Source organism: Paenibacillus sp. CCS19 (genome assembly GCF_033239625.1).
Taxonomy (GTDB): Bacteria; Bacillota; Bacilli; order Paenibacillales; family Paenibacillaceae; genus Paenibacillus_T.
The window spans coordinates 92,222-117,423 of sequence record NZ_BTCK01000003.1 but is presented as its reverse complement, the minus strand read 5'-3'; the positions used below and the strand labels follow the sequence as shown (position 1 = coordinate 117,423).

29 protein-coding genes are annotated in these 25,202 nt (G+C 53.8%); 17 read left to right on the top strand and 12 right to left on the bottom strand.

The annotated features are described in order from the left end of the window. Positions 1-143 precede the first annotated feature (143 nt). The 9 genes from SBI19_RS04095 to SBI19_RS04055 all read left to right on the top strand — a co-directional run bounded on the left by SBI19_RS04095 (position 144) and on the right by SBI19_RS04055 (position 5,944). Positions 144-590 carry a hypothetical protein gene (locus tag SBI19_RS04095; protein ID WP_317965225.1) on the top strand — a complete coding sequence of 149 codons (447 nt, stop codon included), beginning with the start codon at positions 144-146 and terminating at the stop codon, positions 588-590. A 1-nt stretch (position 591) separates the two neighbouring features. After that, a complete protein-coding gene (locus SBI19_RS04090) occupies positions 592-816 on the top strand; it encodes a helix-turn-helix transcriptional regulator (protein ID WP_317965223.1) in 225 nt (74 codons plus the stop codon). Between the two features lie 67 nt (positions 817-883). Further along, on the top strand, positions 884-1,606 hold the full coding sequence (locus SBI19_RS04085; protein WP_317965221.1) for a DUF4386 domain-containing protein: 723 nt from the start codon (positions 884-886) through the stop codon (positions 1,604-1,606). Positions 1,607-1,641: 35 nt separating this feature from the next. Continuing rightward, positions 1,642-1,995 carry an ArsR/SmtB family transcription factor gene (locus tag SBI19_RS04080; RefSeq protein WP_317965219.1) on the top strand — a complete coding sequence of 118 codons (354 nt, stop codon included), beginning with the start codon at positions 1,642-1,644 and terminating at the stop codon, positions 1,993-1,995. 90 nt (positions 1,996-2,085) lie between these two features. Continuing rightward, the gene (locus SBI19_RS04075; RefSeq protein ID WP_317965217.1) at positions 2,086-2,859 is read left to right on the top strand and encodes an SDR family NAD(P)-dependent oxidoreductase; all 774 of its coding nucleotides are present in this window, start codon (positions 2,086-2,088) and stop codon (positions 2,857-2,859) included. Between the two features lie 188 nt (positions 2,860-3,047). After that, complete coding sequence (locus SBI19_RS04070) at positions 3,048-3,482, top strand: YciI family protein (RefSeq protein ID WP_317965215.1); 435 nt, start codon at positions 3,048-3,050, stop codon at positions 3,480-3,482. Continuing rightward, positions 3,479-4,735 (top strand): RNA polymerase sigma factor, encoded by a 1,257-nt coding sequence (locus tag SBI19_RS04065; protein ID WP_317965213.1) that lies wholly within the window; start codon positions 3,479-3,481, stop codon positions 4,733-4,735. The genes SBI19_RS04070 and SBI19_RS04065 overlap by 4 nt, the downstream gene beginning before the upstream one ends. Before the next feature lie 25 nt (positions 4,736-4,760). Then, positions 4,761-5,102: a DUF1801 domain-containing protein gene (locus SBI19_RS04060; protein ID WP_317965211.1), complete on the top strand. Its 342-nt coding sequence runs from the start codon at positions 4,761-4,763 to the stop codon at positions 5,100-5,102. A 32-nt stretch (positions 5,103-5,134) separates the two neighbouring features. Continuing rightward, positions 5,135-5,944, top strand: coding sequence for an alpha/beta fold hydrolase (locus SBI19_RS04055; RefSeq protein WP_317965209.1), 810 nt, complete (start codon positions 5,135-5,137; stop codon positions 5,942-5,944). A 165-nt stretch (positions 5,945-6,109) separates the two neighbouring features. On the opposite strand, the gene SBI19_RS04050 is transcribed toward SBI19_RS04055, so the two are convergent. Both SBI19_RS04050 and SBI19_RS04045 read right to left on the bottom strand, forming a co-directional pair. After that, positions 6,110-6,412 carry a hypothetical protein gene (locus SBI19_RS04050; RefSeq protein ID WP_317965207.1) on the bottom strand — a complete coding sequence of 101 codons (303 nt, stop codon included), beginning with the start codon at positions 6,410-6,412 and terminating at the stop codon, positions 6,110-6,112. Between the two features lie 31 nt (positions 6,413-6,443). Further along, positions 6,444-6,881 (bottom strand): MarR family winged helix-turn-helix transcriptional regulator, encoded by a 438-nt coding sequence (locus SBI19_RS04045; protein ID WP_317965205.1) that lies wholly within the window; start codon positions 6,879-6,881, stop codon positions 6,444-6,446. A gap of 119 nt (positions 6,882-7,000) precedes the next feature. Here SBI19_RS04045 and SBI19_RS04040 point away from each other — a divergent pair, with 119 nt between their 5' ends. Then, the gene (locus tag SBI19_RS04040) at positions 7,001-7,594 is read left to right on the top strand and encodes an NAD(P)H-dependent oxidoreductase (RefSeq protein ID WP_317965203.1); all 594 of its coding nucleotides are present in this window, start codon (positions 7,001-7,003) and stop codon (positions 7,592-7,594) included. 127 nt (positions 7,595-7,721) lie between these two features. After that, entirely contained in the window at positions 7,722-9,971 is a 2,250-nt protein-coding gene (locus SBI19_RS04035) for a glycoside hydrolase family 3 N-terminal domain-containing protein (protein WP_317965201.1), read from the top strand. A gap of 81 nt (positions 9,972-10,052) precedes the next feature. Here SBI19_RS04035 and SBI19_RS04030 read toward each other — a convergent pair whose 3' ends face one another. Further along, positions 10,053-10,445, bottom strand: a complete 393-nt coding sequence (locus SBI19_RS04030; protein ID WP_317965199.1) for a hypothetical protein — start codon at positions 10,443-10,445, stop codon at positions 10,053-10,055. Between the two features lie 140 nt (positions 10,446-10,585). On the opposite strand from SBI19_RS04030, the gene SBI19_RS04025 reads away from it, so the two are divergent. Further along, complete coding sequence (locus tag SBI19_RS04025) at positions 10,586-11,431, top strand: MBL fold metallo-hydrolase (protein ID WP_317965436.1); 846 nt, start codon at positions 10,586-10,588, stop codon at positions 11,429-11,431. Positions 11,432-11,474: 43 nt separating this feature from the next. On the opposite strand, the gene SBI19_RS04020 is transcribed toward SBI19_RS04025, so the two are convergent. The 6 genes from SBI19_RS04020 to SBI19_RS03995 form a co-directional block, all read right to left on the bottom strand. Beyond that, on the bottom strand, positions 11,475-12,332 hold the full coding sequence (locus SBI19_RS04020) for a manganese catalase family protein (RefSeq protein ID WP_317965197.1): 858 nt from the start codon (positions 12,330-12,332) through the stop codon (positions 11,475-11,477). A gap of 149 nt (positions 12,333-12,481) precedes the next feature. Continuing rightward, complete coding sequence (locus SBI19_RS04015) at positions 12,482-13,486, bottom strand: NAD(P)-dependent alcohol dehydrogenase (RefSeq protein ID WP_317965195.1); 1,005 nt, start codon at positions 13,484-13,486, stop codon at positions 12,482-12,484. A 78-nt stretch (positions 13,487-13,564) separates the two neighbouring features. After that, entirely contained in the window at positions 13,565-15,079 is a 1,515-nt protein-coding gene (locus tag SBI19_RS04010; protein ID WP_317965193.1) for a multicopper oxidase family protein, read from the bottom strand. A gap of 3 nt (positions 15,080-15,082) precedes the next feature. Next, positions 15,083-15,967 (bottom strand): NAD-dependent epimerase/dehydratase family protein, encoded by an 885-nt coding sequence (locus SBI19_RS04005; RefSeq protein WP_317965191.1) that lies wholly within the window; start codon positions 15,965-15,967, stop codon positions 15,083-15,085. Positions 15,968-15,997: 30 nt separating this feature from the next. After that, entirely contained in the window at positions 15,998-17,440 is a 1,443-nt protein-coding gene (locus SBI19_RS04000) for a DHA2 family efflux MFS transporter permease subunit (RefSeq protein ID WP_317965189.1), read from the bottom strand. 243 nt (positions 17,441-17,683) lie between these two features. Further along, positions 17,684-18,214, bottom strand: coding sequence for a TetR/AcrR family transcriptional regulator (locus tag SBI19_RS03995; RefSeq protein ID WP_317965187.1), 531 nt, complete (start codon positions 18,212-18,214; stop codon positions 17,684-17,686). A 211-nt stretch (positions 18,215-18,425) separates the two neighbouring features. Between SBI19_RS03995 and SBI19_RS03990 the strand changes: the two genes are divergently transcribed. Further along, positions 18,426-19,103: a PadR family transcriptional regulator gene (locus SBI19_RS03990; RefSeq protein ID WP_317965185.1), complete on the top strand. Its 678-nt coding sequence runs from the start codon at positions 18,426-18,428 to the stop codon at positions 19,101-19,103. Further along, positions 19,084-20,616: an MDR family MFS transporter gene (locus SBI19_RS03985; protein ID WP_317965183.1), complete on the top strand. Its 1,533-nt coding sequence runs from the start codon at positions 19,084-19,086 to the stop codon at positions 20,614-20,616. The genes SBI19_RS03990 and SBI19_RS03985 overlap by 20 nt, the downstream gene beginning before the upstream one ends. A gap of 81 nt (positions 20,617-20,697) precedes the next feature. Here SBI19_RS03985 and SBI19_RS03980 read toward each other — a convergent pair whose 3' ends face one another. The 3 genes from SBI19_RS03980 to SBI19_RS03970 all read right to left on the bottom strand — a co-directional run bounded on the left by SBI19_RS03980 (position 20,698) and on the right by SBI19_RS03970 (position 22,714). Continuing rightward, complete coding sequence (locus tag SBI19_RS03980) at positions 20,698-21,561, bottom strand: SDR family NAD(P)-dependent oxidoreductase (protein WP_317965181.1); 864 nt, start codon at positions 21,559-21,561, stop codon at positions 20,698-20,700. An 82-nt stretch (positions 21,562-21,643) separates the two neighbouring features. Next, entirely contained in the window at positions 21,644-22,222 is a 579-nt protein-coding gene (locus tag SBI19_RS03975) for a TetR/AcrR family transcriptional regulator (RefSeq protein ID WP_317965179.1), read from the bottom strand. Between the two features lie 78 nt (positions 22,223-22,300). Further along, positions 22,301-22,714, bottom strand: a complete 414-nt coding sequence (locus tag SBI19_RS03970) for a MarR family winged helix-turn-helix transcriptional regulator (RefSeq protein ID WP_317965177.1) — start codon at positions 22,712-22,714, stop codon at positions 22,301-22,303. A gap of 71 nt (positions 22,715-22,785) precedes the next feature. Between SBI19_RS03970 and SBI19_RS03965 the strand changes: the two genes are divergently transcribed. The 3 genes from SBI19_RS03965 (at position 22,786) to SBI19_RS03955 (ending at position 25,197) form a co-directional block, all read left to right on the top strand. Beyond that, positions 22,786-23,001, top strand: coding sequence for a hypothetical protein (locus tag SBI19_RS03965; protein WP_317965175.1), 216 nt, complete (start codon positions 22,786-22,788; stop codon positions 22,999-23,001). Positions 23,002-23,244: 243 nt separating this feature from the next. Further along, positions 23,245-23,814 carry a DUF4358 domain-containing protein gene (locus SBI19_RS03960; RefSeq protein ID WP_317965173.1) on the top strand — a complete coding sequence of 190 codons (570 nt, stop codon included), beginning with the start codon at positions 23,245-23,247 and terminating at the stop codon, positions 23,812-23,814. Positions 23,815-23,820: 6 nt separating this feature from the next. Next, entirely contained in the window at positions 23,821-25,197 is a 1,377-nt protein-coding gene (locus tag SBI19_RS03955) for an MBOAT family O-acyltransferase (protein ID WP_317965171.1), read from the top strand. Positions 25,198-25,202: the final 5 nt, after the last annotated feature.

The window sequence follows — 25,202 nt, the reverse complement described above, 5'->3', positions numbered from 1 at the left end:
GAGGCCCTTCTTTAAGACAAGCCCACCCGAGCTCAGCCCATTTTTATTCCAGTATGTAAAGTTCACTTGACACTATGAATGGTTTATTATACATTTTGTATACAGAACTTAACTTCGCACTAAAATCAAAGGAGGTGTTTTGCTTGACCTACCAAGAGAAGAAAAGCATCGTCACGCTCATCAGCACGATCCTCATATTCATTGGCTACTGCTTCTACATGTACCCGAAGTATCCTGAACAGGGCACTGCATTGTCAGAGGTGCTGCATTATTGGGGCTCCTTCGTGCTCATTCTGATGCTCGTCTCCATCATCGCGCATATTATGATCAGCATCGTGTTCAATATCATCTATCGGATGACGACAGGCGAGAAGGAGCCTGGGTTCACGGATGAGCTGGACCGCATCATCGAGCTGAGAGCTCATCGGACATCGTTCCTGCTGTTTATTCTCGGATTCCTGTGCGCGATGGGATCGCTCGTCATGGAGCAGCCGCTGTACGTCATGTTTAACCTGCTTATCGCAGCCGGCTTCCTCGCCGATGTGAGCGGCTCCGTAACGAAACTTTATCACTATAGGAGAGGCATCTAATATGGGTAACAATCTTGTCGGCAACCATATCCGCAAACTACGATTCGACCACGACGAAATGACCCAGCAGCAGCTGGCTGACAAGGTAGGCGTAACAAGACAAACGATTGTCGCACTGGAGAAGGGCAATTACTCGCCATCTCTAGAGCTGGCGTTCCGTATCGCACGGGCGTTCAGCTTACCAATTGAGAGCATATTCTTCTACGAGGAAGCCCCTAAGAAGTAAACCGCAGCAGACCTAGACATCCTTGCTTCGACAACCCTTTGTACGGAAAATGAGGAGGATGAGAGAAATGAATACGACACGCAGAGCAGCTAAACTTACGGGGATTTTGTTTATTCTGGCAGCCGTTTCGTCTATTATCGGTCTCGTTCTATACGATCCGATCCTGAATGGCACAGACTATCTGATCGAAGGTGCCCGGCATGATAACCAGATCATCTTGGGCGCACTAATGGAGCTCGTCCTTGTCGTCTCGGCTGTCGGAACGGCCGTTACCATGTTTCCGGTGCTGCGCAGAGTCAACGAACGAATCGCGCTTGGACACTTATGCTTCCGTTTTCTCGAAGCCGTCGTTATTATAGTGGGCATCATTAGTGTCCTGTCTCTCTTGACCTTAAGTCGCGACTTCACGGCGGCAGCGCCAGCAGATCCTGCCTTCTACCACGCCTCAGGCACGCTGCTAGTCGCAATCCACGACTGGACCTTCCTGCTGGGCCCTAATTTCATGCTCGGCATTAACACGATGATGTACAGCTATATTTTTTATCGCAGCGGTCTGGTGCCTCGTTTCCTGTCCATTCTCGGGATGACGGGCGGCGCACTCGTCCTTGCTGCAGCGTTGTTCGAGATGTTCGGCGTATTCGAGCAAGTATCCGTCTGGGGCGGACTGCTGTCACTGCCTGTCGCTGCGAACGAGATGACGCTTGCCGTTATTCTTCTTGCTCGGGGATTCAATGAATCGCGACTGCCTATTGACAGAAACATCCAGTCAGGATATGGTGTATCTAAATAACTAATTATTTGGTTACTAACGGAGACGATAACGCAATGGAACCACTCGACGCGACAGAACTTGAAACAACCGTTCATCGGCAGCTGCGAGACTGCAGCCCGGTCTTCCTTGCCCTGGCCGACCCGGTCCGGCAGGACATCATCATGATGCTCACGAAGCACGAATCGTTGAATGTAGCGCAAATCGTTGAACGTTCGCCAATGTCTCGCTCAGCGATCTCCCATCATCTGAAGATTCTCAAACAAGCGAATCTGCTGACCTCCGCCAAGAAAGCGACCGAAATCTATTACAGCCTCGACATTGAACATCCCGTTTCCCTTCTGAAGGCATTCCTAGCGACAACCGAACAGATTATTGTCATGAAAACAGCTGAACCAGGGGATGAATAATCCCCTTCTCTTCCCTCTTTAATAACTATATAACTAGATATTTAGTTATTTGGTTGTTATAAATATGACTTTCTTAAGGAGGCCTCCCTAATGCCAACGGTCCTGATCACTGGAGCATCAAGCGGTATTGGCAAAGCATTCACAGAGCTGTTCGCTAAGCAGCAGTATCGCATCATTCTTGCCTCGCGGGACGAAGGCAAGCTGAACCAGCTAGCAGCGGAGATGCAGCAGCAATACGGCACTCAAACACGGATCGTCGCGGTTGATCTGGCTCAACAAGATGGCGCAAAACTGTTGTATGAACGTCTGCAAGGCACACGGATCGATATCCTCATCAATAATGCCGGCAGCGGTTCATTCGGCTATCTGCATGAGCTGGATGCCCGCTCGGAGCAGCAGATGCTTCAGCTCAATGTTCAGTCGTTGTCCCAGCTGATGATGCTCATTCTGCCTGACATGGTGCGAAGAGGCAGCGGCCGCATCTTGAACGTCGGCTCCACAACCTCCTTCTATCCTTGTCCGCTGAGCGCCAACTACTCCGCCTCCAAAGCTTTCGTGCTCTCGCTTACAGAGGCGGTTGCGAGAGAACTGGACGGCACTGGCGTCAGCATTACGGCGTTATGTCCCGGCGGAACAGGGACTGCTTTCTTCCAAGCTGCCCAGATGGAGGGGCTCAAGGTAGCCGACCCGAAGGCACTCATGTCGCCCGACAAGGTGGCTCAGATCGGCTATAAGGCGCTAATGCGCGGCCAAGTCGTTGTCGTTCCCGGCATGCAGAACTGGCTGCTGACGCAAGCGCCAAGGCTGTTCCCGCGGCGGTTCGTCACCCGTATTACCCGTTCCGTTCTGGAACGCAAGCGATAAATTCACGGTAACTGCCGGACCCGGGCAACCCCTGAAAAGTACACTTCGTTATTAAATCTACATTGAACAAGGAAATAGTTGCCACGCGTTGAAAAAAGATTAAATAAATTTTTCTCAAGCTGTCGATTCCACCGTCTTTCGTTCGTTGTGCATATAGAAGCCACACAAAACCAAGGAGGAGATTCACAATGAGATTCATGATGGTTGTCAAAGCTACACAAGATTCCGAGGCCGGCGTTATGCCTAGTGCCGAGCTGTTCGCAGCCATGGCGAGATACAACGAGGAGCTGGCGAAGGCTGGCGTGCTGGTCGCGGCAGAAGGACTCCACCCAACCTCGAACGCGATTCGCATCTCCTACCCGGAGCCGGGCGGGAAACCGAAGGTGCTGGATGGACCCTTCACGGAAGCGAAGGAGCTGATCGCGGGTTATACGTTAATTGACGTGAAATCAAGGGAAGAAGCGATTCAGTGGGCGATGCGGATGCCGGATCCACATGGCTTCGGCCAAGGCGAAATCGAACTTCGTCAGGTGTACGATCTGTCCGAGATATCCGAAGATCCTGAAGCATTAGCCAGAGCAACGGAAACGCAGGAGCAGCTCACAAGGAAACAGCGTTCGTGAACGAATCCGCCGTTCATCGCACCATTAACGGAATATGGTCCATCGAGTCGGCCCGAATCATTGCCGCTCTGGCTCGCATGCTGCGCGACGTCGGGCTTGCCGAGGATATGGCGCAGGATGCGCTCCTTATCGCGCTGGAACGCTGGCCTGAGACCGGTATCCCAGACAACCCGGGGGCTTGGCTGATGACTACTGCGAAACGCCGTGCTATCGATCACCTGCGCAGAAACAAGCTGCGCGACCGCAAGTACGAAGAGCTTGGCTGGGAGAGCGATCGGCAGCAGGAGCCTGATTGGGATGCTGCGCTAGATGATCCTGTAGGCGACGATCTCCTTCGCCTTATCTTCACAACCTGCCATCCCGTTCTTTCGGCCGAGGCTCGCGTAGCGCTTACGCTCCGGCTGCTCGGGGGATTAACGACGGACGAGATCGCAAGAGCGTTCCTCGTACCGGAAACGACCGTCGCGCAGCGGATCGTACGAGCGAAGCGTACGCTCTCGGCTGCCCAAGTCCCATTCGAACTGCCGCCGAAAGACGAGCTGCCGGCGCGGTTATCTTCCGTGCTTGAAGTCATCTACCTCATGTTCAACGAGGGGTACGCCGCATCTTCAGGAGGAAGCTGGATTCGGCCTACACTCTGCCAAGAGGCGCTTCGGCTTGGGAGGATCTTAGCCGAGATCGCGCCAGACGAGCCAGAGGTTCACGGCCTCGCGGCGCTTATGGAAATTCAATCGTCTAGGTTCAGGGCGCGGGTCAGCTCGAGCGGCGAACCGATTCTGCTCGCAGACCAGAACCGCGCATTATGGGATCATCTTCTTATCCGTAGAGGACTGGCTGCGATCAATCGAGCGGAGCGTCTTGGCCGGGCATTCGGGCCTTATCTCATTCAGGCATCAATCGCTGCCTGCCATGCCCGGGCCCGCACCGCTGCGGAGACGGATTGGATCCGTATCTCGGCCTTGTACGATGCGCTCTCGCAGGTCGCGCCATCCCCTGTCGTTGAACTTAATCGCGCGGTGGCGTTGTCGATGGCTTTTGGTCCGGAGGTGGGCTTGGAAATCGTCGACGCGTTAATGAATGAACCGTCCTTAAGCGGCTACCATCTGCTGCCGAGTGTTCGAGGCGACTTCCTTATGAAGCTGGGCCGCAGGCAAGAAGCCTGTTCAGCCTTCAAATATGCAGCGTCCCTATCGCTCAATGACAAGGAGCGCGAGCTGCTCTTAAGACGCGCGGCCGATTGTGCTGCCGAGTAAATAAATAGATCGAGGAGAGATTGACATGAGCCAAGAGGTTAACGAGTTTATCGAGAAGGTCCAAGAGCCGTGGCAAGCCCAGCTGTGCCGAGAGCTGCGTGAGGTTGTCCACCATGCGATTCCGGATGTGCAGGAGCGCATTCAGTACAATAAGCCCCATTTTCTGAAAAACAAAAAATACGCTGCCGTCATCTCGACATCGAAGGATGCCGTAAGCTTCACGATTTTCAATGCGACAGATTTGGAGCTGCCTGAAGGGCTGTTCGACGGCCCTCCAGAACGGAAGACGATTAAGTTCCGCAGCAAACAATCGATAGATGGCGGCATGCTGACGGCATTCGTGAAACTAGCCTCTTCCACACTATAAGCCCAGTACTGCCGACGGAGGGAGAATTGATCATGCACACTGCAACATCCCGAGATGGCACCAAGATTGCCTATGACATCAAGGGCCAAGGTCCAGCGCTTATCCTCGTTGGAGGAGCGTTCAGTTATCGGAAATTCCCGGGGGTGCTGAAGCTTGCTTCACTATTGTCGGAACACTTCACCGTCTACAATTATGACCGCCGCGGCCGCGGAGATAGCGAAGATAAGCATTCCTATGCGATAGAACGAGAGATTGAAGATCTTCAGGCGCTGATCGATGCCGCGGGCGGTTCGGCTTATGTATGGGGGCTGTCATCCGGCGCCGTGCTTGCTCTGCAAGCGGCAGCGAGCGGGGTCAACATGAGGAAATTGGCGCTGCATGAGCCTCCCTTTATCGTGGACGCTGCGGACCCGCTGCCGCCAGCAGATTTCGTCGCACAAGTGAAGAAGCTGATTGCAGACAATCGACGCGCCGAGGCGATCAAATATTTTATGACCAAAGGGATGGGCGCGCCTTCCTTCGTCGTTGGAATGATGCGTCTAATGCCCGGTGTGTGGTCGAACCTGATGGCGGTAGCGCACACGCTCCCGTATGATGCTGCCCTGCTCGAAGGCTACATAAGCGGCAAGCCTCTGCCCGCCAAGGGGTGGAGCGCGTTGGAAATGCCGACGCTCGTACTCGAAGGGACGGAAAGTCCCGCCTCGCTTCGCCGAGCCGCTCAGGCGCTGGCCGAGGCGCTTCCTCATTCGCAGCTGGCAAGCAAGAAGGGACTCGGTCATACGAAGACGCTTAATGCGAAGATGATTGCATCGGAGCTTGTCGCATTTTACACGGAGAAGTGATGCGGTGACCTTCAATTCCCCAGCGAATAAGCCCTTGTTTTAAATTTTACGCCACATCTAGCCCGATTGCGGCGCATTGTTCCTATAACCTATAATACGATTGCATGTAGACAGTCCTGCCTACGAAGAAGGCAGCAGCTCCTAATGGAACTGCTGCCTTCATTTTTATAGCGGCATATCTTTCATTCGCATTACCGTCGTAACCGCACCGGATTCCACAAGCAGCTTGGCGTATTGGCTGCGTCTAGGATCATTCCGATATTCATCGAATGCCCGACCCGACGGGAACCAGATAACATGAACTTCATGCTGGCCATCCTCCGTTCGGAGTCTCCGTTCCAGTCTAGCCCCATGATCCGCCAGCAGCGGCAGCACGCAGCTCTCATATGCGTTGAATTGTGCGACTCCCGCTTCAGGAATTCGCGCTGTCATGACATAGAGTTGAGATAGATCCACGCCTGTTTCCATCGACATGACCCCCTATATACGAATCGACCACTTAATCCCGCAGCAGCGTCGCCTTCAGCACCCCAATCGCCTCCGAGATCTGAGCGAGCTCCGCATCCTGTGCGCCTTCCACCTTCTGCAGAAACAACTGCTTCATATGCGCCATCCACTCGTTCATCCTCGCTTCCCCGCCTGCAGACAACCGAATGTACTGCTTTCTCCTGTCCCCTGCATCATCCAGCTTCTCGCACAGCCCCTTATCCGTCAGCTTCTTGACCTCTCGGCTCGTATTCGGCAGGGAGATGCCTTTGCACTCGCTCAGCTCGCTCAGCGTGATCGGCTGCTTCACCAATAGAAACTCGAGAATCTCGTATTGAAGAGGCGTAATGTCGTCCTTCGGCAAATCCTTCGTCATCTCATAATGCAGTTGATGAGAGGATGCAATAAGGGACACCAGCTGCTCGAACAACGTTTCCTTCGACACCATCATGAAACATCTCCTCGTAAAGGGTCATCCAGTCTACTTTTGTTATCAAAACATAATTATCATTTGACAATTAAATTCCGCAATGCTATCTTATTATCAAATGATAACAAAGAAGGTGCCTTATGAAAACCCTTATTATCTATACCCACCCGAATCGCCACAGCCTCAGCCATGCTTTTCTGCAGCAAACGCTCCAAGGCTTGCAAGAGAACCCGCATGTGGAGGAAGAGGACATTCAAGTGCTCGACCTGTACGGCGAAGGCTTCGATCCGATTCTCGTGTTCAACGATCAGAAGCGCAGAAGAGATATGCATGTCGAGCCTACATTAGAGAAGTATAGGAATCAGCTGCTGTGGGCGGACCGGATTGTGATGATCTACCCGATCTGGTGGGGCCGTCCTCCTGCGATGCTGCTTGGCTATATTGACCGTATGTTCGCATCGAATTTCGCCTATCGCGAGAAGGGCGGTTTACTCCCCGAAGGTCTGCTCAAGGGCAAGTCCGTTGTATGCATTTCAACCATGAAAGGTCCAACCCTCTATCCGCTCCTCTGGCTGGGTAACGCGCACAAGACCCTTATGCGCAGAGCGCTCTTCAGCTATGTCGGCATTAAGAAAGTGAAGTTCTTCGAGTTCGGAGGCATGGAGAAGAAGCAAGGCCAACAAACGAAGAAGCTCGACCGTATCTATCGCTATTTCCGATCGGCTGCATACTGATTCTCAGAGCAATCATGCGTAATCCATATATTTCCTTCGCAACAATCCTCCCCCCCTCAGCGTCTACCCTATATACTTACACGTAAATAATACAGACATAATTATGGGGTGAAACGGAGTGAAGCCAATGAAATATAGAACAATCGCAGTCGCCGGCGCCATTGCCGGCGCTGTTCTTCTATGGGCGGGACCTGCTTCCGCAGAGCAGAAATTTACGGACTTACAGCATACGCAATGGGCCGAGGACAGCATTATGTACATGGCGAATCGCGGTACGGTCGCCGGTTACGGGAACGGACTATTCAAGCCAGAAGGCCGTGTTACACGCGCGCAGGCCGCTGCTTTTCTCGTGCGGGAGCTGTATCCAGACCAGCAGCCCGATTCAGGCCAGACATATTCGGACGTCAGCACCTCCTATCCTTTCTACCGTGAGATCTCGATCGCCGCGCGCAACGGGCTGACCGGCGGCTTCCCTGACGGCACCTTCCATCCGGATGCACCTATCACTCGCGCAGAGACCGCTGCTCTCCTGACGCGGGCATACGAGCTCACGAACGGCAGCAGCCAATCCGCCAATCTATCGGACATTGCAGCGCACTGGGCGGTCGATCCGATTCGTACGATGAGCTCCAATGGCTTGCTCGGCGGGTATTCCGACGGCACCTTCCGTCCGAACCAGTCGGTATCGCGGGCCGAGTTCGCCGTCTTCATGACGAGGGTCATCCGCTTCGAGCGGGCAGCAGCGATCGGGGAGCATGACTGGGATAAGCTGATCTCCTATATGACGGTGAGCGAGCAGGTCGGTCAGATGCTCATGCCCGATATTCGGCAGTACAACGGCAAGGTGACGACGACCGTTAACGATGGAATCAAGAGCAGTCTGCATGATCAGAACCTGGGCGGACTCATTATTTTCGACAAAAATATTACCGACGCCAAGCAACTGACGACGCTTACGCATGATCTGCAAGCCGAGGCCGGCGACATTCCGCTGTTCTTAAGCATCGACCAAGAAGGCGGCGTCATAAAACGGATTCCTGGCGGCACGAATTTGCCCGGACAGATGGCGCTTGGCGCAATCGGCGACGCATCGCTTGCCGAAGCCGCAGGAAGGCTGACGGGCGAGGAGCTGAAGGCGCTTGGGCTTCAGGTGAATTTCGCCCCCGTGCTCGACATTAACAGCAATCCCGACAATCCGATAATCGGGATGCGGTCGTTCAGCTCGAACCCGGACCTCGTGACGAAGCTGGGATTGTCCACGATGAAAGGTCTGCAACAGGCGGGCGTTGTGGCCGCTGTGAAGCATTTTCCGGGACATGGCGATGCAGCAGTAGACTCCCATCTCGGACTGCCGGTGCTGAACCATACGCACGATAGACTCGATGCAGTAGAACTAAAGCCGTTCCGTGCGGCAATCGACAATGGCGTAGAGATGATTATGACCGCTCACATCGCTTTCCCTGCGGTAGATAACGACCATGTCATATCGTTGAAGGATGGCAGCAGCGTGCCGATTCCGGCGACGCTGTCGAAGAAGGTGCTGACCGGACTTCTTCGAGGAGAGCTCGGGTATAAGGGCGTCATTATTTCGGATGCGTTCACGATGGAGGCGATTGCGGACCATTTTGGCGAAAATCAAGCCGTCGTACGCGCCGTTCAAGCTGGCGTCGACATCATCCTCATGCCGCAAGATTTGGCTTCCGCACACGCGGCGCTTGTGCAAGCCGTGAAGAACGGGTCCATCTCCGAAGCGTCGATTCACGCTTCGGTCGAGCGCATTCTGGAGCTGAAGGCGAAGTATGGCTTGTTCGATCCACAGCCTAGCTTGTCGACCAAGCTTGCAGCGTTCGATCAAGCAATCGGGTCCGAGGCGCATCGCGCCGTCGAGACGGAGATCGCAGAACGGGCCGTTACGCTGCTGGCTAGCCGTGATGGCGCGCATCCTGACCTGATCCGCTCGGGGGATCGAGTCGTCATCGCCGCATCAAGCGAGGAGCAGGCCAAACAGCTCGAGAAACAGCTGCTTCAAGCGGGTTCGTCGCTGTCGCTCAAGACCGACATCGCGATTATCGGCCAAGCGAACATGAATGCACTGCTGGATAAGGCGGACTATGTAATCGCGGCATCCTATCAATTCCGTAACGTGGCGAGCGAGTTTAACTCGTCGGGCACGCAAGGCGTCATCGACTACGCGAATAGTAAGAATAAGCGCTATGCGCTGCTCTCGCTCGGCAATCCATATGAGACGATGTTCGTGAACAATATTCGCTCCGGACTTGCGGTTTACGGGAAACAAGAGCCGAATACGGCAGCTGGCCTTAAGGTGCTGCTCGGCCAATTAGAGCCGCAAGGCGTGCTGCCGGTGACGGTGGAGTAGGTAATAGACGCAACAGAACAGGCTGCCGGTCGGCAGCCTGTTCTACTGTCATCGATTAAGATTAAACGACGGAAAGCAATGTTAACGGAAGTTCGAATCGAATCCGTGCGAAGCCGTCGAATAGCCTGCTGTATTCGCAGCAAATGCAGGTTGATAGTGACTTGGCTGCGAGAACGCAGGATTATACGCGTACTGCGCTTGCGAGTGAGCCGACTGTTCGACCTGTCTGACCAGCGATGCAATCTGGTTCAGCTGCTGGATGGCCGTTTGATGGCCTTGGAGCGCCGTCTGGATCACTTGCGCGGCTCTTTGCTCACGTTGAGCTAACTCTTCAAGTCGCTGCGCATTCTGCTGCTCTTGCTGAAGCAGCTGCTGATAATTCTGGCTGGCTTGCTGCGTTTGTTGGACGAGCTGCTGCACAAGCTGCTCGACTTGTTGAACCGATGGATTGTGCGAATAGTTGTTGAATGGCATAAAATGACCTCCTTCGTTATGGACAACGCCTATTAGAATGGCTTGGCTGTACCTGCCCTATTCAGGAATTTATTTGGATGAACGACCGTCGATTGAGGAAAATTACGGGGAGCCCCATTCGATGTTCTAGGAGGTACATGATGGAGACGGAAATGAAATACGGCGAGGACTACCACTACTTGCCGGTTACCTCGATTAACAGCGGAGTCGGACTAGAAGCCGCTTCTGATGTATACGTTGTAACGATCCAGATCGTCAACGTATGCTTCGTCAGCATCCCGGATAGAGACAACTGGGTGCTCGTCGATGCTGGGATGCCGAAGTCAGCCGACGATATTATAGCCGCCGCCGAGGAAAGGTTCGGCACGGATGCTCGTCCTGATGCGATCGTGCTCACACACGGCCACTTCGATCATGTCGGTGCCATCATTGAATTAATCGAGCGGTGGAATGTCCCGGTCTACGCCCACGAGCAGGAGCTTCCGTATTTGACTGGCGGGCGGGCCTATCCTCCCGCCGATCCTTCGGCTTCCAGCGGACTGGTCGCCAAGATGTCCCCTTGGTTTCCGAACGAACCGATCCAATTAGGATCGCGTGTCACCGCTCTCTCCCCGGATGGTTCCATTCCAGAAATGCCAGGCTGGCAATGGATTCATACGCCAGGCCATACGCCGGGCCATGTGTCGCTGTTCCGAGGGGCCGATAAAGTTTTAATCGCGGGCGACGCGTTCGTTACGGTGAAGCAGGAATCGATCTACAAGGTGTTCACGCAGAAGGCGGAGATCAGCGGTCCGCCGAAATATTTTACAACCGATTGGCAGGAAGCCCATTACTCCGTTAACAAGCTTGCGGCGCTGCACCCAGCCGTTGCGGTCACCGGTCATGGCGTTCCCTTGTCAGGCGACGAGCTCACGGCGAGCCTGCAACAGCTGGTGGATGGGTTCGACACTATCGCGGTGCCGGGTCAAGGCAAATATGTACACTAATGCAAAGAAGCATGGGGAATGATTCTCCATGCTTCTCGTTATTTTATCTCCCCATATCCGTTAATCCAGGACTATGCTCATTCGGCATCTCCGGGAATTCCGGAACCGGGAACGGCTGCGGCGGATCGATAACTCGGAGCTCGCCCTTATTGCGGCTTGGGCTCTCCCCTTGGAAAATCTCGCCGATACGAGTTGGATCGAGTCTGAAGTTGAACTGTGCGTTATGATAGCCCATGTCGACGAACTTCCGGCATTCGGGATATTTGTTGATGTCGTAATTAGGGACAGGGAACAGCTTGGCCCATTCGACGCCAAGCGTCTCCAGCGCTTTAGCGAATGCGTTCTGATGCGCATTGTCGCGGACGATGAGGAAACCGAGCGTTTCGCGAAGCGTTTTGTTCGAGCTCATCTCGTAAATTCTCGTCTTCTGCAGAACGCCTGTCGATTCCAGCACAACGTTGTTGAGCATATCCGCGATTAGGTTGCCATGAGCGTACACCCAAGAGCCATTCCATGGATTGCCGCCAGCATCAACAGGGAGCGAGCTCTGTGCGCCTACGATAAAATGGTGCGGATTCGCATGCTTCACCGCTTCATCCAGCGGAGCGCCATCCACTCCCGAATTGCCAGGAGGCGAAGATACGCCTGCCCCATTCAACAGCTGATTGATTGTCGTCTGAACAAGCTCGACATGCGCGATTTCTTCCAAGAACACACCCTTCAGCAGGTCGCGATACTGCCGTTCCTTGCCTCTGAAGTTCGAGCTTTGGAAGAAGTATTGCATCATCGTCCGCATTTCTCCGAACTGCCCGCCGAGCGCCTCCTGCAATACTTTGGCTGCCGCAGGGTCCGGCTTATCCGGCTCGATGATGTTGATCAAGCCTTCCTTGAAGTAGTACATCTACTTGGTGTCCCCTTCCACATCGTTATTTGCTTGGACAGGTTTACCATCTCCAACTAACGTACCATTCATGCGGAGAGCAGACAAAGGGCCGAAACGCGGCCGTCTCTTAGCTCTGGCTCTGACCGCGTTTCGGCCCTCTATTTTATTCACAACAGGCTAACGACGATCTTTCCTTTCGCTCGGCCTTCCCCGTAATATCGGAACGCCTCTATCGCATGATCAAGTGTATACTGCCGATCAACGACAGGCACGACCTGACCGGACTCAACGAGTGACTTCCAGATAAGCTGATCGTCATGGCTCGGCTTATGGAGAAGTACCTTTACTTTTTTGCCAGTAAGCCATGCCACCAGCGGTCCTGTTAGCGCGGCTTGAATAATCCGATTCATAGTCCCGCCGATCATGACATAGGTGCCGCCCTGCCGCAGTGCGCGCTTCATCTCGAACAGCGACCGATGGCCGACGACGTCGAGAATGAGATCATATTGCGGTCCGTCTGTCGTAAAATCCTGTGTACGATAATCCAGTACATGATCTGCCCCGACGGCGCGCAGCAGATCCAGCTTCTCGGCAGCATCGACGCCCGTCACCTCCGCGCCCTGCAGCTTTATGTATGGAATGGCGAATGTGCCGACACCGCCACCCGCTCCGTTAATGAGCACATGGTGCCCCTTTGCCAGATCGCCTTGCATGCGCAATCCTTGCAGGGCAAGGACGGCCGCCTGCGGTATCGCAGCCGCCTGCGCGAAGCTTATTCCTGCCGGTTTCGGCGTTAGAGCCTTCTCGCTCGCACATACATATTCGGCGAATCCGCCCCAACCACAGCCCGAGAGGTCTCCAAACACTTCATCTCCAGGCTGAAATCGCTGAACCGCCGATCCTACAGCGACTACCCGACCTGCAACGTCCGCGCCGAGAATCGGGTACCGGGGTTTGCGAAGCCCGCCGATCCGGTTCACGAACGGCTTGCCGAGCAGCAGGTCCCAATCCCAAGAGTTGAGCGATGCAGCAGCAACTTCGATCAATACTTCATGCTCCTTCGGTACAGGCACCTCGACCTGCGCGATTCGAAGGACGTCGTCGGGCAATCCATACTGGTCATAGACGAGCGCTCGCATCATGCGGCCTCTGTCTTGCGTCTCTGCTTTCATCGTGAACCTCCCATTAGGATCAAGATCGAATTGCTTTTATTGTATATGAAGAGAGATACCAATTATAGTAAATTAATTTTATAGATCAGGGAGATTGCCTGACTTGGTTCCGACCCGGTAGGGCGTTGTGATGCCCTCGTAATTGAGCATCATGCTCATGCCCATCGAGGCATGCTTCAGATTGTGGCAGTGCGCCATCCAGAGCCCCGGATTGTTCGCCTCCAAATACAGCTCATAGGTCTCGCCTTTCTTCGTTAGGAGCGTATCCAGATATACAGGGCTGCCTTGCAGAGCAACGCCATTCCTGCTAAGAACGCGGAATACATGCCCATGGACGTGAAATGGATGATCGCCGCCGCCTTCGTTGGATACAGTGATAACAACATGATCGCCTTCCTTGACGGTCAAAGGGGGAATCTCGTGAAAGGATTTCCCGTTGATGGATTTGGTGAATAACGTCTGGCCCAGCTTAAGCTCGAAATGCCGATCAGGCTCAACCCTAGGAGTCGGATCCGTCGGTGACGGCGAGCCATAATCGACGAACGAGAACAGCTCTCCGCCTTCTGAATGCTGCGGTTGGGCTCCGCTGCCTATCTTAATCGGTAAGCTCTTTGCCGAGGGGCTATGGACGATGACTTGGCCCGACTCCGGCATCGTAATGAGCAGATCATACCGCTGTCCTGCCCCGATCGGAACAATCGCAGCATCCAGCAGCCCAGGGTCGTGCAGATCATGTCCGTCCATCGCCAGCACCCGTACAGGGGCACCATCGATATCGAACTCCATCGTTTCATTGCCTGCATTAATCAACCGAAGTCTAATTTGCTCGCCCGGTTTGCCTGGCACAGCAAGCCCATTCGCGCTTCCGTTCACCAGCATGGAGGAACCGAGCTGCTGATAGAGAGCCGTCGCCTCGTTTGTCGAGGGATCGAATTCAGACTTCTGCTTGGGCTCAACGATTAGTGAACCTAGAAGCCCTTTGCTGGCCTGAATGGAACTCATCTGATGGGAGTGATACCAATACGTGCCGGGACTCGTCGCGATAAAAGTATACGTGAATTGGCCGCCGGGGAGTACAGCGTCCTGCGTCACGCCAGCAATCCCATCCTGCGAACACGGGACCGTAATCCCGTGCCAGTGAATCGTAACCCCGTCCTCGATGTCCTTGTTATGAAGCGTCACGACAACCCGGTCACCCTCCGTAACGCGAAGCTCAGGCCCTGGCGATATGCCGTTGAAGGTCCATGCATCAACTGTCTTGCCGTTATCCAACTTCAGCTTCGTCCGGGCTGCGGTGACATCGAACTTGCGAATAGGGGCCTCTGATTCCGGAGCGTTAATCGCGGTGCAGGAAACCGACTTCTCATCGGAATTAGCAGCCGCCATAACTCCCATATGCTCCATATGCTCCATATGCTCCATATGCTCCGAGTGCGTCATTCCTGCCATATGGCCCATGTCGGCCATGTTGACCTCGACCGGCTTCTGAAGCCGCATCTGCCACCAATAAGTGGTCAGTGCCGCTCCAACCAGAAGGGCGACAAGGACAGGCAGACCGATATAGAACAGACGTTTCACGCTTCTCCCAGCCATACTCTATCCCCCCTTCCTGACGGTCAAATCCGTATCCAACATGCGCCGTACCGTGAAAGCTATCCCTTCTTGATACGGGGTTCTAGCTATCCCCTCATATACCATGCTTAAGGTTTCATCCATACTGCCGCGCTGCTCATAGCTGTCTAACAACAACTTCATACTAGGCGCATACCACTGCAGCAAACGCTGCTGCCACCCCCCGATCGGCTCGAACCGCGGCGCTGCTTGAACGACTGAACTCGCTAAGCCAAGCAGTTCCGCTTGCGAGATCGGACCATTGCCGCGGAGATTCCAATCATGACCGTACGCGGATGCCGTTGAAGCCAGCTCGCATACATACCGCGCAGCATCGTCTATGAATAAATAGTCTCTTCTAACCGATGGATCGAGGGGAAGCTTAATAGTCTTCCCGTGAACGAATTTGCGCAGCGCATAATGGATCAGTGTGTTGGAAGCGCCGCTGCCATACAGCTCCGGGCTGAAAATGTGCAGCTTATTGGGGCCGGGAAGGTTCACTGCTTTCTTCACGTTCACATCCGAAGGGGAATAGACCCCTTCCACGACAACCAGCTTGGCTCCGATGGCTGCCGAGACGCTTCGAACGGCTTCCAGCATTCGATACACGTTCTCCGGCTTGTCGTCATAAGTTAAGTGCACCCCGCAGAATATAACATCCACGCCACTGGCGGCGGCCAGCAGTTCACCCGAGCGGCCAGCCTCCCCTCTCACCGTTCGCAGAAGCGGAGAAGAGAGGTTCGTCTTCAGCGTATCCAGCTTCCTCTGCGAACCGGAATAGGCGACAACTTCGGCATTCGCCTCGATTAATTGTTTGACCAACGCCTTGCCCCAACCGCTGCCCGCTCGGACTACCATTGCTTTTACCATTGCTATCACACTCCATATTATTGTAATTGATTAATCAATAACATTGGACGAAAGTGGCTTTACAACCACCAGAACTATAATCGCACCAATAATTGCAAAGACCGCGGCTCCGATGAATACCCAAGAAAACCCTCCCGTCAGTGCATACGCTTCAGTTGCACCACGTCCAATCAGATGATCCATGCGCGTCGAAGCGACCGTTGTAAGCACTGCAAGCCCGATGGCGCCGCCGATCTGCTGACTCGTATTAACCAAGCCGCTTGCAAGTCCTGCCTCATCATCCGCAACGCCGTGTACGGCAAGCTCCGTTCCTGCGACGAATGCGCCTCCCAGCCCAATGCCTATTAGGATCGACGGACCGAGCAAATGAACCGCAAATGAAGCATCGCTAGGAGACAAAGAGAGCCAGATTAGACCCAGTGCCAACAGCAGCAGTGACCCCGCCAGTGTCTTGCGCGTACCGATCGCCTTAACCACAGCGGGTACGATTCCGGCGATGATGACCAGCGAGCCCGCCAGCGGCAGCTGAGTGAGTCCTGCTTTCAACGCATCGTAATGAAGCACCTGCTGCATATAAACCGATAGCGCGAAGAACAGCCCCGTCGTCGCGCCTCCGATCAGGAACATGGCTAGATTCCCGCCCGTAATGGACTTATTGCGGAAAATGCCCAGCGGCATAAGCGGATTCGCTACTCGCTTCTCCAAAAAGATGAACGCTGCGAGCAGTACAACCGCCAAACCGGCGAGAATGAGCGTCTGCGGGGACGTCCAGCCGACTCGCTCTGTTCCAGACAATGCGGCAACCAGGGCGACAATGCCCGCCGTTACAGCAGCGGAGCCCGCTGCATCAAGACTTACGCGTTCGCCTTGCGAATCCTTGGGAATTAGGAATGGGATCACCGCGAGAACGAGCGCTGCTACAGGGACATTCACATAGAAGACGGAAGACCAGCCAAGCGAAGCAGTCAATACGCCACCTAACAGGACTCCTGCCGCACTGCCAATACCGGCAACTGCACCCCAGATGCCTAGCGCCTTAGCGCGATCCTGCGGATTCGCGAACAGCTTCGTCACGAGCGCCAGCGCCGCTGGCGCGAGCAGAGCGGCCGACGCGCCTTGCACTGCTCTTGCTGTGAGCAGCCATGCGCCTGAGGTGGACAGACCGGCTGCGGCCGATGCTATCGCGAATCCAGCCACTCCGGTCATGAACAATCTTCGGTGTCCGAAGCGATCCGACAGCCTGCCGCCGAGAAGCAGCAATCCCCCGAAGGGCAGCACATAAGCCGTTATAACCCAGCTCAGCATATTGGTGCTTAGGTGAAGCTCAGAGCCGAGTGAAGGGAGTGCGATATTGACGATTGAAGCATCCAACACCACTAAGAATTGCGCCAGTGCCAGCGCGATCAGCGCCCACCAGCGATATTGAAGCGTGCGAGCATGATTCGTAATGAACGATTGAACCGCGGAACTCATAACAATCTCCTCCTAATTATTGATTGATTAATAACTAAAACCTTAGCTTTATCCTATTTCTGTTTCGCCTATAAGCATGTCTCGCTTGTGTTTAAGAAGGCTGCTCCTCACCAATTATCCCATCCAGCATATCCGCTTGCGACAAGGTCCCCTCGCTTTCTTGTTTGTAATTGATCAATCACTAACCGATGAATTCAATATAAACGATTGTTAGTGATTGGTCAATAACTATTTTAGAAAAATTTACCCTTCCTGCTCCTTCATTAGCTCTGGCAAGTTAATCGCAATAGCTACATTGCACAATACGCCGCGTGCAAGGAATAGCGTCACCCGTTCTTCAGCATTGGATATGCCGGCATCACGGAACGCTAATAGAACCATATTGCGGATCTCCATGTAGGCAGTACGCATTGTCTGCTGGATTGCATCCTCCTGAATGGTCTGTGCCTGCATCTGCAGGAGCATCTCGTTCTGATACGACGCCTGAATATTCTCGTACTCCTTTACAAGCTTAGTTTCCAACATTTCCAGCGGGGTCGTCTCCACCACGCGGCGGAACGATTCAATGACACGATCCCAGGATGCCTCCAGCGCAGCTAACAGCAGCGACTCTTTGGATGCGAAGAAACGGAATACATAGGGCTGCGAAATATTGGCCCGCTCGGCAACTTGTGCTGTCGTGGCTCGAAAATAACCGACTTCGGCAAACACTTCAATCGCCGCTGAGATAAGATCTGATCTGCGGTTCACTGACGCAGCTTCCAGTTTAACCATCCTTGTCCCCCCTTATAAAACTTGTAATTGATTAATCACTAACAAAGTATACAGAAGCATTCATGGCAATGCAACCCAATGTTCAGTTCTCTGAATCTTATATGTAAAATTTTCGTTATCGACTACATCCCGAGACCGTTGACGACCATTATTCTATCTCGTATACTCGATATCGACTATTGGAGTATGTAATCGTTAGAAGGAGGTGAAGATGATGGCCGCCCGCAAAATATCCAATATGCTGGCACTCGCCGTCCTGTCGCTGCTTCATGAGAAGCCTATGCATCCTTATGAGATATCCGCCACGATGAAGCAGCGCGGCATACCCGACGTGATCAAGCTGAATAACGGCTCGTTGTATTCCGTTGTGGAGGCGCTGCTGAAGCAAGGGTGGATCATTCAGCTGGAAACCCAGCGGGAAGGAAAACACCCGGAACGAACGATCTACGCGCCTACGGAGGCGGGCCGATCGGGATTTCACGATTGGATACGGGAGCTGATTTACGAGCCGGCGAAGGAATATCCGCATTTTCCCGCGGCGCTCGCGTTTATCGGCCACATTCCTCCTCTGGAAACGGTCGAGTTACTCGACAGCCGCATCGGGTTCATTAAGAAAGCGATCGCCGAGCGTCGGGCCGGTATCGAATTCTCTAAGGGGATGGAGCTGTCGAGAATATTCGTTATCGAAGCGGAGTACATCATCCATCAGTTGGAGTCTGAATTGCAATGGTTGATGACATTCAAGGAAGACATCAAGAATGGAAGCTTGACGGAGCAATCCGGCGGAGAGATCATCTGGCATATGGTTACGCCTCCAGATGATGAACAACTGCAAGAGTTGAAAACTATTTCGAAGGGAACAACGAACCATGACCGCACAACGCAATAACGCCGGCATTGTTGTCGCCGGCCTGCTGTTAGGTATTCTAATGGCATCCATGGACAATACGATCGTTGCGACCGCTATGGGCACCATTGTCGGTGAACTCGGCGGGCTAGACAAGTTCGTATGGGTTACATCGGCTTATATGGTCGCCGAGATGGCGGGCATGCCGATATTCGGCAAGCTGTCCGATATGTACGGACGCAAGAAATTTTTTGTATTCGGCATTCTCGTCTTTATGTTGGGGTCGATTCTATGCGGCACCGCAACATCCATCGTGCAATTGAGTATTTATCGCGCCATTCAAGGCATCGGGGGCGGCGCGCTCGTACCGGTTGCCTTCACGATCATGTTCGACGCCGTTAAGCCGGAGAGCCGCGGCAAGCTGGGCGGATTGTTCGGCGCCGTATTCGGCATGTCGAGTATTTTCGGCCCGCTGCTCGGCGCTTATATCACGGACTACATTCAATGGGAATGGATTTTCTACATCAACCTTCCGCTCGGTCTTATTGCTTTCGTTATGGTTGCTTTCTTCTACAAAGAGTCGGTCGAGCACAGCAAACAGAAGATTGACTGGCTGGGTGCAATCGCGCTTGTCGGCGCCGTTGTCTGCCTCATGTTCGCCTTGGAACTTGGCGGCAAGGAATACGCATGGGATTCGGGCGTTATCCTCAGTCTCTTCGCTGGATTCGCCGTGCTTATCACTTCGTTCATCTTCATCGAACGTGCTGCTGCCGAGCCTATTATTAAGTTCAGCATGTTCAAGAATCGCCTGTATTGGTCCAGTAACGCCATCGCGATGTTCAGCGGCGCCGCATTCATTACGGCATCCGTCTACATCCCGATCTACATTCAAGGCGTATTCGGCGGCAAATCAACGGATTCCGGCCTTGTCCTGCTTCCAATGATGCTTGGTTCCGTCGTGACGGCTTCCTTCGGCGGCGCGCTTATGATGAAGCTGTCGTTCCGAACGCTCATGCTTCCGACGCTCGCCTTGCTGACAGTCGGCAACATTCTGCTGACCACGCTTGGCGTAGACTCGCATCGCTACACCGTCGTCATCTTCATGGTTCTGATCGGACTCGGCATCGGGGCTTCGTTCTCCGTACTGAGCAACGCGGCCATCTTCTCCTTCTCGCCGCAGGAACGGGGAACCGCTTCAGCAACGCTGAACTTCCTTCGTTCGCTCGGCATGACGATCGGCATTACGGTGTTCGGCATTATTCAGAGCCATACGATGCTGAATCAATTCGGCAAGCTGTTCACTGCTGACGAGAAGGGCCAACTGCCAGCCGAAGTCAACCTCAGCGACCCGCGCGCCATTCTGGCGCCTGAGATGCGGAAGTATATTCCGGAAGAGATTCTGGACAAAATCACGTCCGGACTCTCGTACTCCATCACGCATACGTTCGCATGGGCGATCATTCCTTCCGCTCTGGCGCTGCTCTTCACGTTCTTCATGGGCCGCAAGAAGCTGAGCGAGATGGAACATGCGGAGATCAAGCCGGCATCGCATTAATTCAATTCGCGTTTATCGCAAAGCTGTCCCGCAAAGTCATGCTCCATCGACTTTGCGGGACAGCTTTTTCTTACCCTCAGCCTACGCCTTCGTCCCCTCCACTGTCTGCCGCAGCATCGCTAGCAGCGCTTGCTGCGTCTCAAGCTTTAGCGCCGCGGCCGGCAGCCGTGCCGGTCTGCCCCGCTCGATATAGATGCTCGGCGCATCCGTGAACCGCGAAGAAGTTGCAGCCTCGTAGATACGAGCGGCTCCCGCTTCAGGGGTGCCGAAGAAGCGGCGGAACAAGCGAAACCACCCCGGAAGCGCTGCGCTCTGAGACATGGAGGTTCGGGCAGGACCGGGATCGACGACACGCAGTGCAATCCCGTCGTTCGCATACTCGGCGGCTAGGGCTTGGAATGCAGCGGCTGCCGCAAGCTTCGACTGCACATAGGGTGCGAATTTCTTGAATCGTTTCGGTTTGCGAAGTTCCGTCAGGTCCAGCTTGCGCGCCATCTTCATCGCACTGGATCCGACAGTCACGACGACCGCATTCCCCGCTGCTGCCAGCTGTGTTCGGAGCAGCTCGGTCAGCAGGAAAGGTGCAGCGGTATTCACTTCATAATGAACGTCGTGACCTTGCGGAGAGAGAGTCAACCGATCAACCAGCGCGCCTGCATTATGAATCAACAGATCGATACGCGTATGCGCCTCCGTCACCTGCTCCGCTGCTCGGCGTATAGCCCCATGGTTCGACAAGTCCGCGACGATTCCTTGAACCGTGAGGAGCGGATTCGTTGCTCGCAGATCTTGCAGCTGCTGGTTCATTCGGCTGTGTTCCCGATTGATGAAGACCAGGTCGTATCCCGCCTCAGCCAACCGTTTGCAGAGCACCTTCCCAAGCCCCGAATAGGATGCCGTAATAACCGCCAGCGGGCGACGTGTGTCAAGCGTTTCACTCATCATCGATCAATCCCCTCTCATATTTGAACGATCATTCCAATATGGTCGCAAGAGTCGCCTGTCCTCCTATGCGACAGGCGTTCTCTTAGATCCCTCGGAGCGTAACATCCACGGCATCATAGATGAATGACGCGGGCAAATCCGTCTTGGCCATCGTTGCAATGCCGGCGAACGAGCTGACTAGATACCTAGCGCAAGCAGCCGTATCCGTCTCCGCTCGCACCTCTCCACGGGCTTTGCCCGCTTCCAGAAATCCGGCGAACGCCTGCTCCAGCTGCAAGAAATTGTTCGTGACCAATTCGTTCACCGCCGCATCGTGTATGCCGAGTTCATTGGCGGTGTTCACCATCAGGCAGCCCCAGCTCTCTTGATCCTCATGAACGAGATCCTTCACGTTGCGGAACAGCTGCGTAAGCGTCGGAACGACCGGCGTCGGCTGCGACAAAGCCCCGAAAACGCGGGACATATAAGCTTCTGAATAACGATTCAGACAGGCAAGGAACAAGGTGTGCTTATCGCCGAACGTATCGTACAGGCTGCCCCGATTAATGCCGAGCGCATCCAGCAGATCGCCGACCGAGGTTTTCTCATATCCATGCTTCCAGAACACGTGCATGGCCTTGTTCAGCGCCGCCGCCGGATCGAATGCCTTGGCACGCACCATACGCGTTTCCCCCTTTTGTTTCCAGTATATCCAATTTGGAACGATCGTTCAAGTTCAAGTATGCTAGGCTAATCCCTTCTACTTTCCTTGGCTATCTTCAAACGAGATTAAATCAAGCTTGAGATCTTGAAGCTGTTTTAGATGTACGGTCGATAACCGTCCCAGGATCTCGATTCCTTTATCCGTTAATGCGATATGTACGCTTCGTGCATCATCTGGATTAGGACGCCGTTTGACCAGCTCGGACTTCTCGCAGCGAGTGACTAAGCCAACGCACGCATGGTGCGTGATCTGCAGCTTCTCGGCCACCTCCGAGATAGTTGCATAATCTCGACCTGGATACCCTTGGACGGCCAGAATCAATTGGTGTTGTTGAGGGGTTAGACCCACTTCCCTGGCAGCACTTTCACTGAAGCGAAGAAACAGACGCATCTTATATCGAAAATCCGCCAGTTGTTCATATAAGGCTTTCGATAAATCTTCATTTGGCATCTAAGCCTACCCCTCCGCATATTTATATCGCAACACGATATAAATATCATTTCGATTTGGAGATGATCATCATGCAATTAGGTAACGTTGTGAAATCCATTTCCATTGGTTTTGTGATTGCCATTGTTGCGATTGGTCTCTTACCCTTTTTAGTCGTATATAGCTGTGTCGAGATGTACGGATTAACGGAAAGTTATGAATGGGGAGGGATGACTTCGCTCTTTGCATTTCCCAGGTTGAAACGGATAGACAAAGGAAAGAAGCAGAAGGAACATCATACCTTTTAAGCTTACCTCGACAAAACACTAGGTGCAAGCTTGGCAGAATAACGTAATAAGCCCGCTGCTTGAGTTACCAGGCAACGGGCTTTTTCTCATCCTATTTAAAACCGACTCGTATTCGATCAAGCGTTCCTTCTACTGCCCGATTACATTTTTTACATGCAACATTCTCTATCTGCCGGTCGTTACTAATGGCAACGGCAGCCGTGCAGCAATACAAAACTTGTTCGACAAAGGAGAACTCCCATCATGAAAAAACATATCGCAACTCTTATTAGCGTCGCCCTCGTCGGACTCATGTTGTCCGCATGCAATTCGGGCTCCGATTCCAAAGTCGATACGTCCTCTAAGCCAGACACTTCTACGGAAGCTGGCTCCAATACGAACACCGATATTGGCACAGCCACTGCGCCAGAGCCTTCGATGACCGTCGCCGAGATGTCCGAAGACCTGCTCAAACAGGCCGAACAGCCACCGCTGGTGGATCTGACGGAAGCCGACATCAAGACGCTCTATCATCTTGATCCTGCCCTGCTCGATTCCTATGTCGTGAAGATTCCGCTCATGAACGTGAAGACGAATGAGATCGCGATCGTGAAAGTGAAAGACGCGAAAGACGTCCAAACCGTCGAAGATGCGATCAAGCAACGCGCAGCAGATGTGCAGAAGACATTCGAGACGTACCTTCCCGACCAATACGACAACGCCAAGAACTATAAGCTCGTGACCAAAGGCAATTACATTCTGTTCGCCATCTCCGATGCCGATGCCGTCGACAAGCTGACGAAACAGTTCGATACCTACTTCGCAGCGAAGTAACCGCCTATGGTGTTCAGCAGCCTGCTATTCCTGTTCTTGTTCCTGCCCGCCGTGCTTGTACTCTACTACGTATCTCCGCGGCGGATTCGGAATCTGATCCTATTCTTGACCAGCCTCGTCTTCTACGCATGGGGCGAGCCGGTCTACATCGTCATCATGCTGCTGTCCACCGTGACGGACTACAGCTTCGGCCTGCTCCTCAGCAGGCCGAAGTTGTCTCCAGGGCAGCGCACAGCGATCGTTGCTGCCTCCATCGTCGTCAACCTGGCGCTATTATCCTACTTCAAATACGCGGACTTCCTGATCTCGAATGTCAACGCGTCGCTTGGTACAAGCATCCCGCTAACGGACTTAGCGCTGCCGATCGGCATCTCGTTCTACACATTTCAATCGATGTCCTACATCATCGACGTGTATCGCGGCAAAGTGCAGGCGCAGCGCAACTGGATCGACTTCGGCACATTCGTCGCGCTGTTCCCGCAGCTCGTGGCCGGACCGATCGTGCAGTACTCCGTCATTGCGGAGCAGCTGAAGCATCGCGTCGTCACGATTGAGCTGTTCGCGGAAGGCGTGCGCCGATTCATCATCGGTCTCGCGAAGAAAGTGCTGCTGGCTAACAACATCGGTCTGCTGTGGCATACGGTGTCCGGTTCGAACATCGACGAGATGCCAGCGACGACTGCGTGGCTCGGCATTATTGCATTCGCTTTCCAGATTTACTTCGACTTCAGCGGTTACTCGGATATGGCGATCGGACTTGGCCATATGTTCGGCTTCCGCTTCAACGAGAACTTCAACAAGCCTTATACCGCGCAGAGCATTACGGACTTCTGGCGGCGCTGGCATATCTCGCTCGGCAGCTGGTTCCGCGATTATGTGTACATCCCGCTGGGCGGCAATCGCCGAGGCATACGACTGCAGCTGCGCAACATCCTCATCGTCTGGGTGTTGACCGGCTTCTGGCATGGGGCAAGCTGGAACTTCATGTTGTGGGGACTTTACTTCGGGGTCATTCTTGTGTTTGAGAAAATGTGGCTGCTCCGCCTGCTCGAACGCAGCCCCCGCTGGATTCGGCACGGCTATGCGCTGCTGCTCATTCTGATCGGCTGGGTGCTGTTCGCCTTCGAGCAGCTGGGGCAGCTCGGCGAATTCCTTCTCGCCATGTTCGGCGGAAACGGCAGCCCGCTGTGGGATCGAAACACCGGCTATCTGCTTTATACGAATGTGATTCTACTGGCGGTGCTCGTCATCGCCTCGACACCGTTGTTGAAGCTGCCGCGACGCGGCCCCGTTCAGCTGATCTGCTGCTTCGTACTGTTCGTCTTATCGGTCGCTTACCTGGTCGATGCGACATTCAATCCGTTCTTGTACTTCAGGTTCTAACGTCT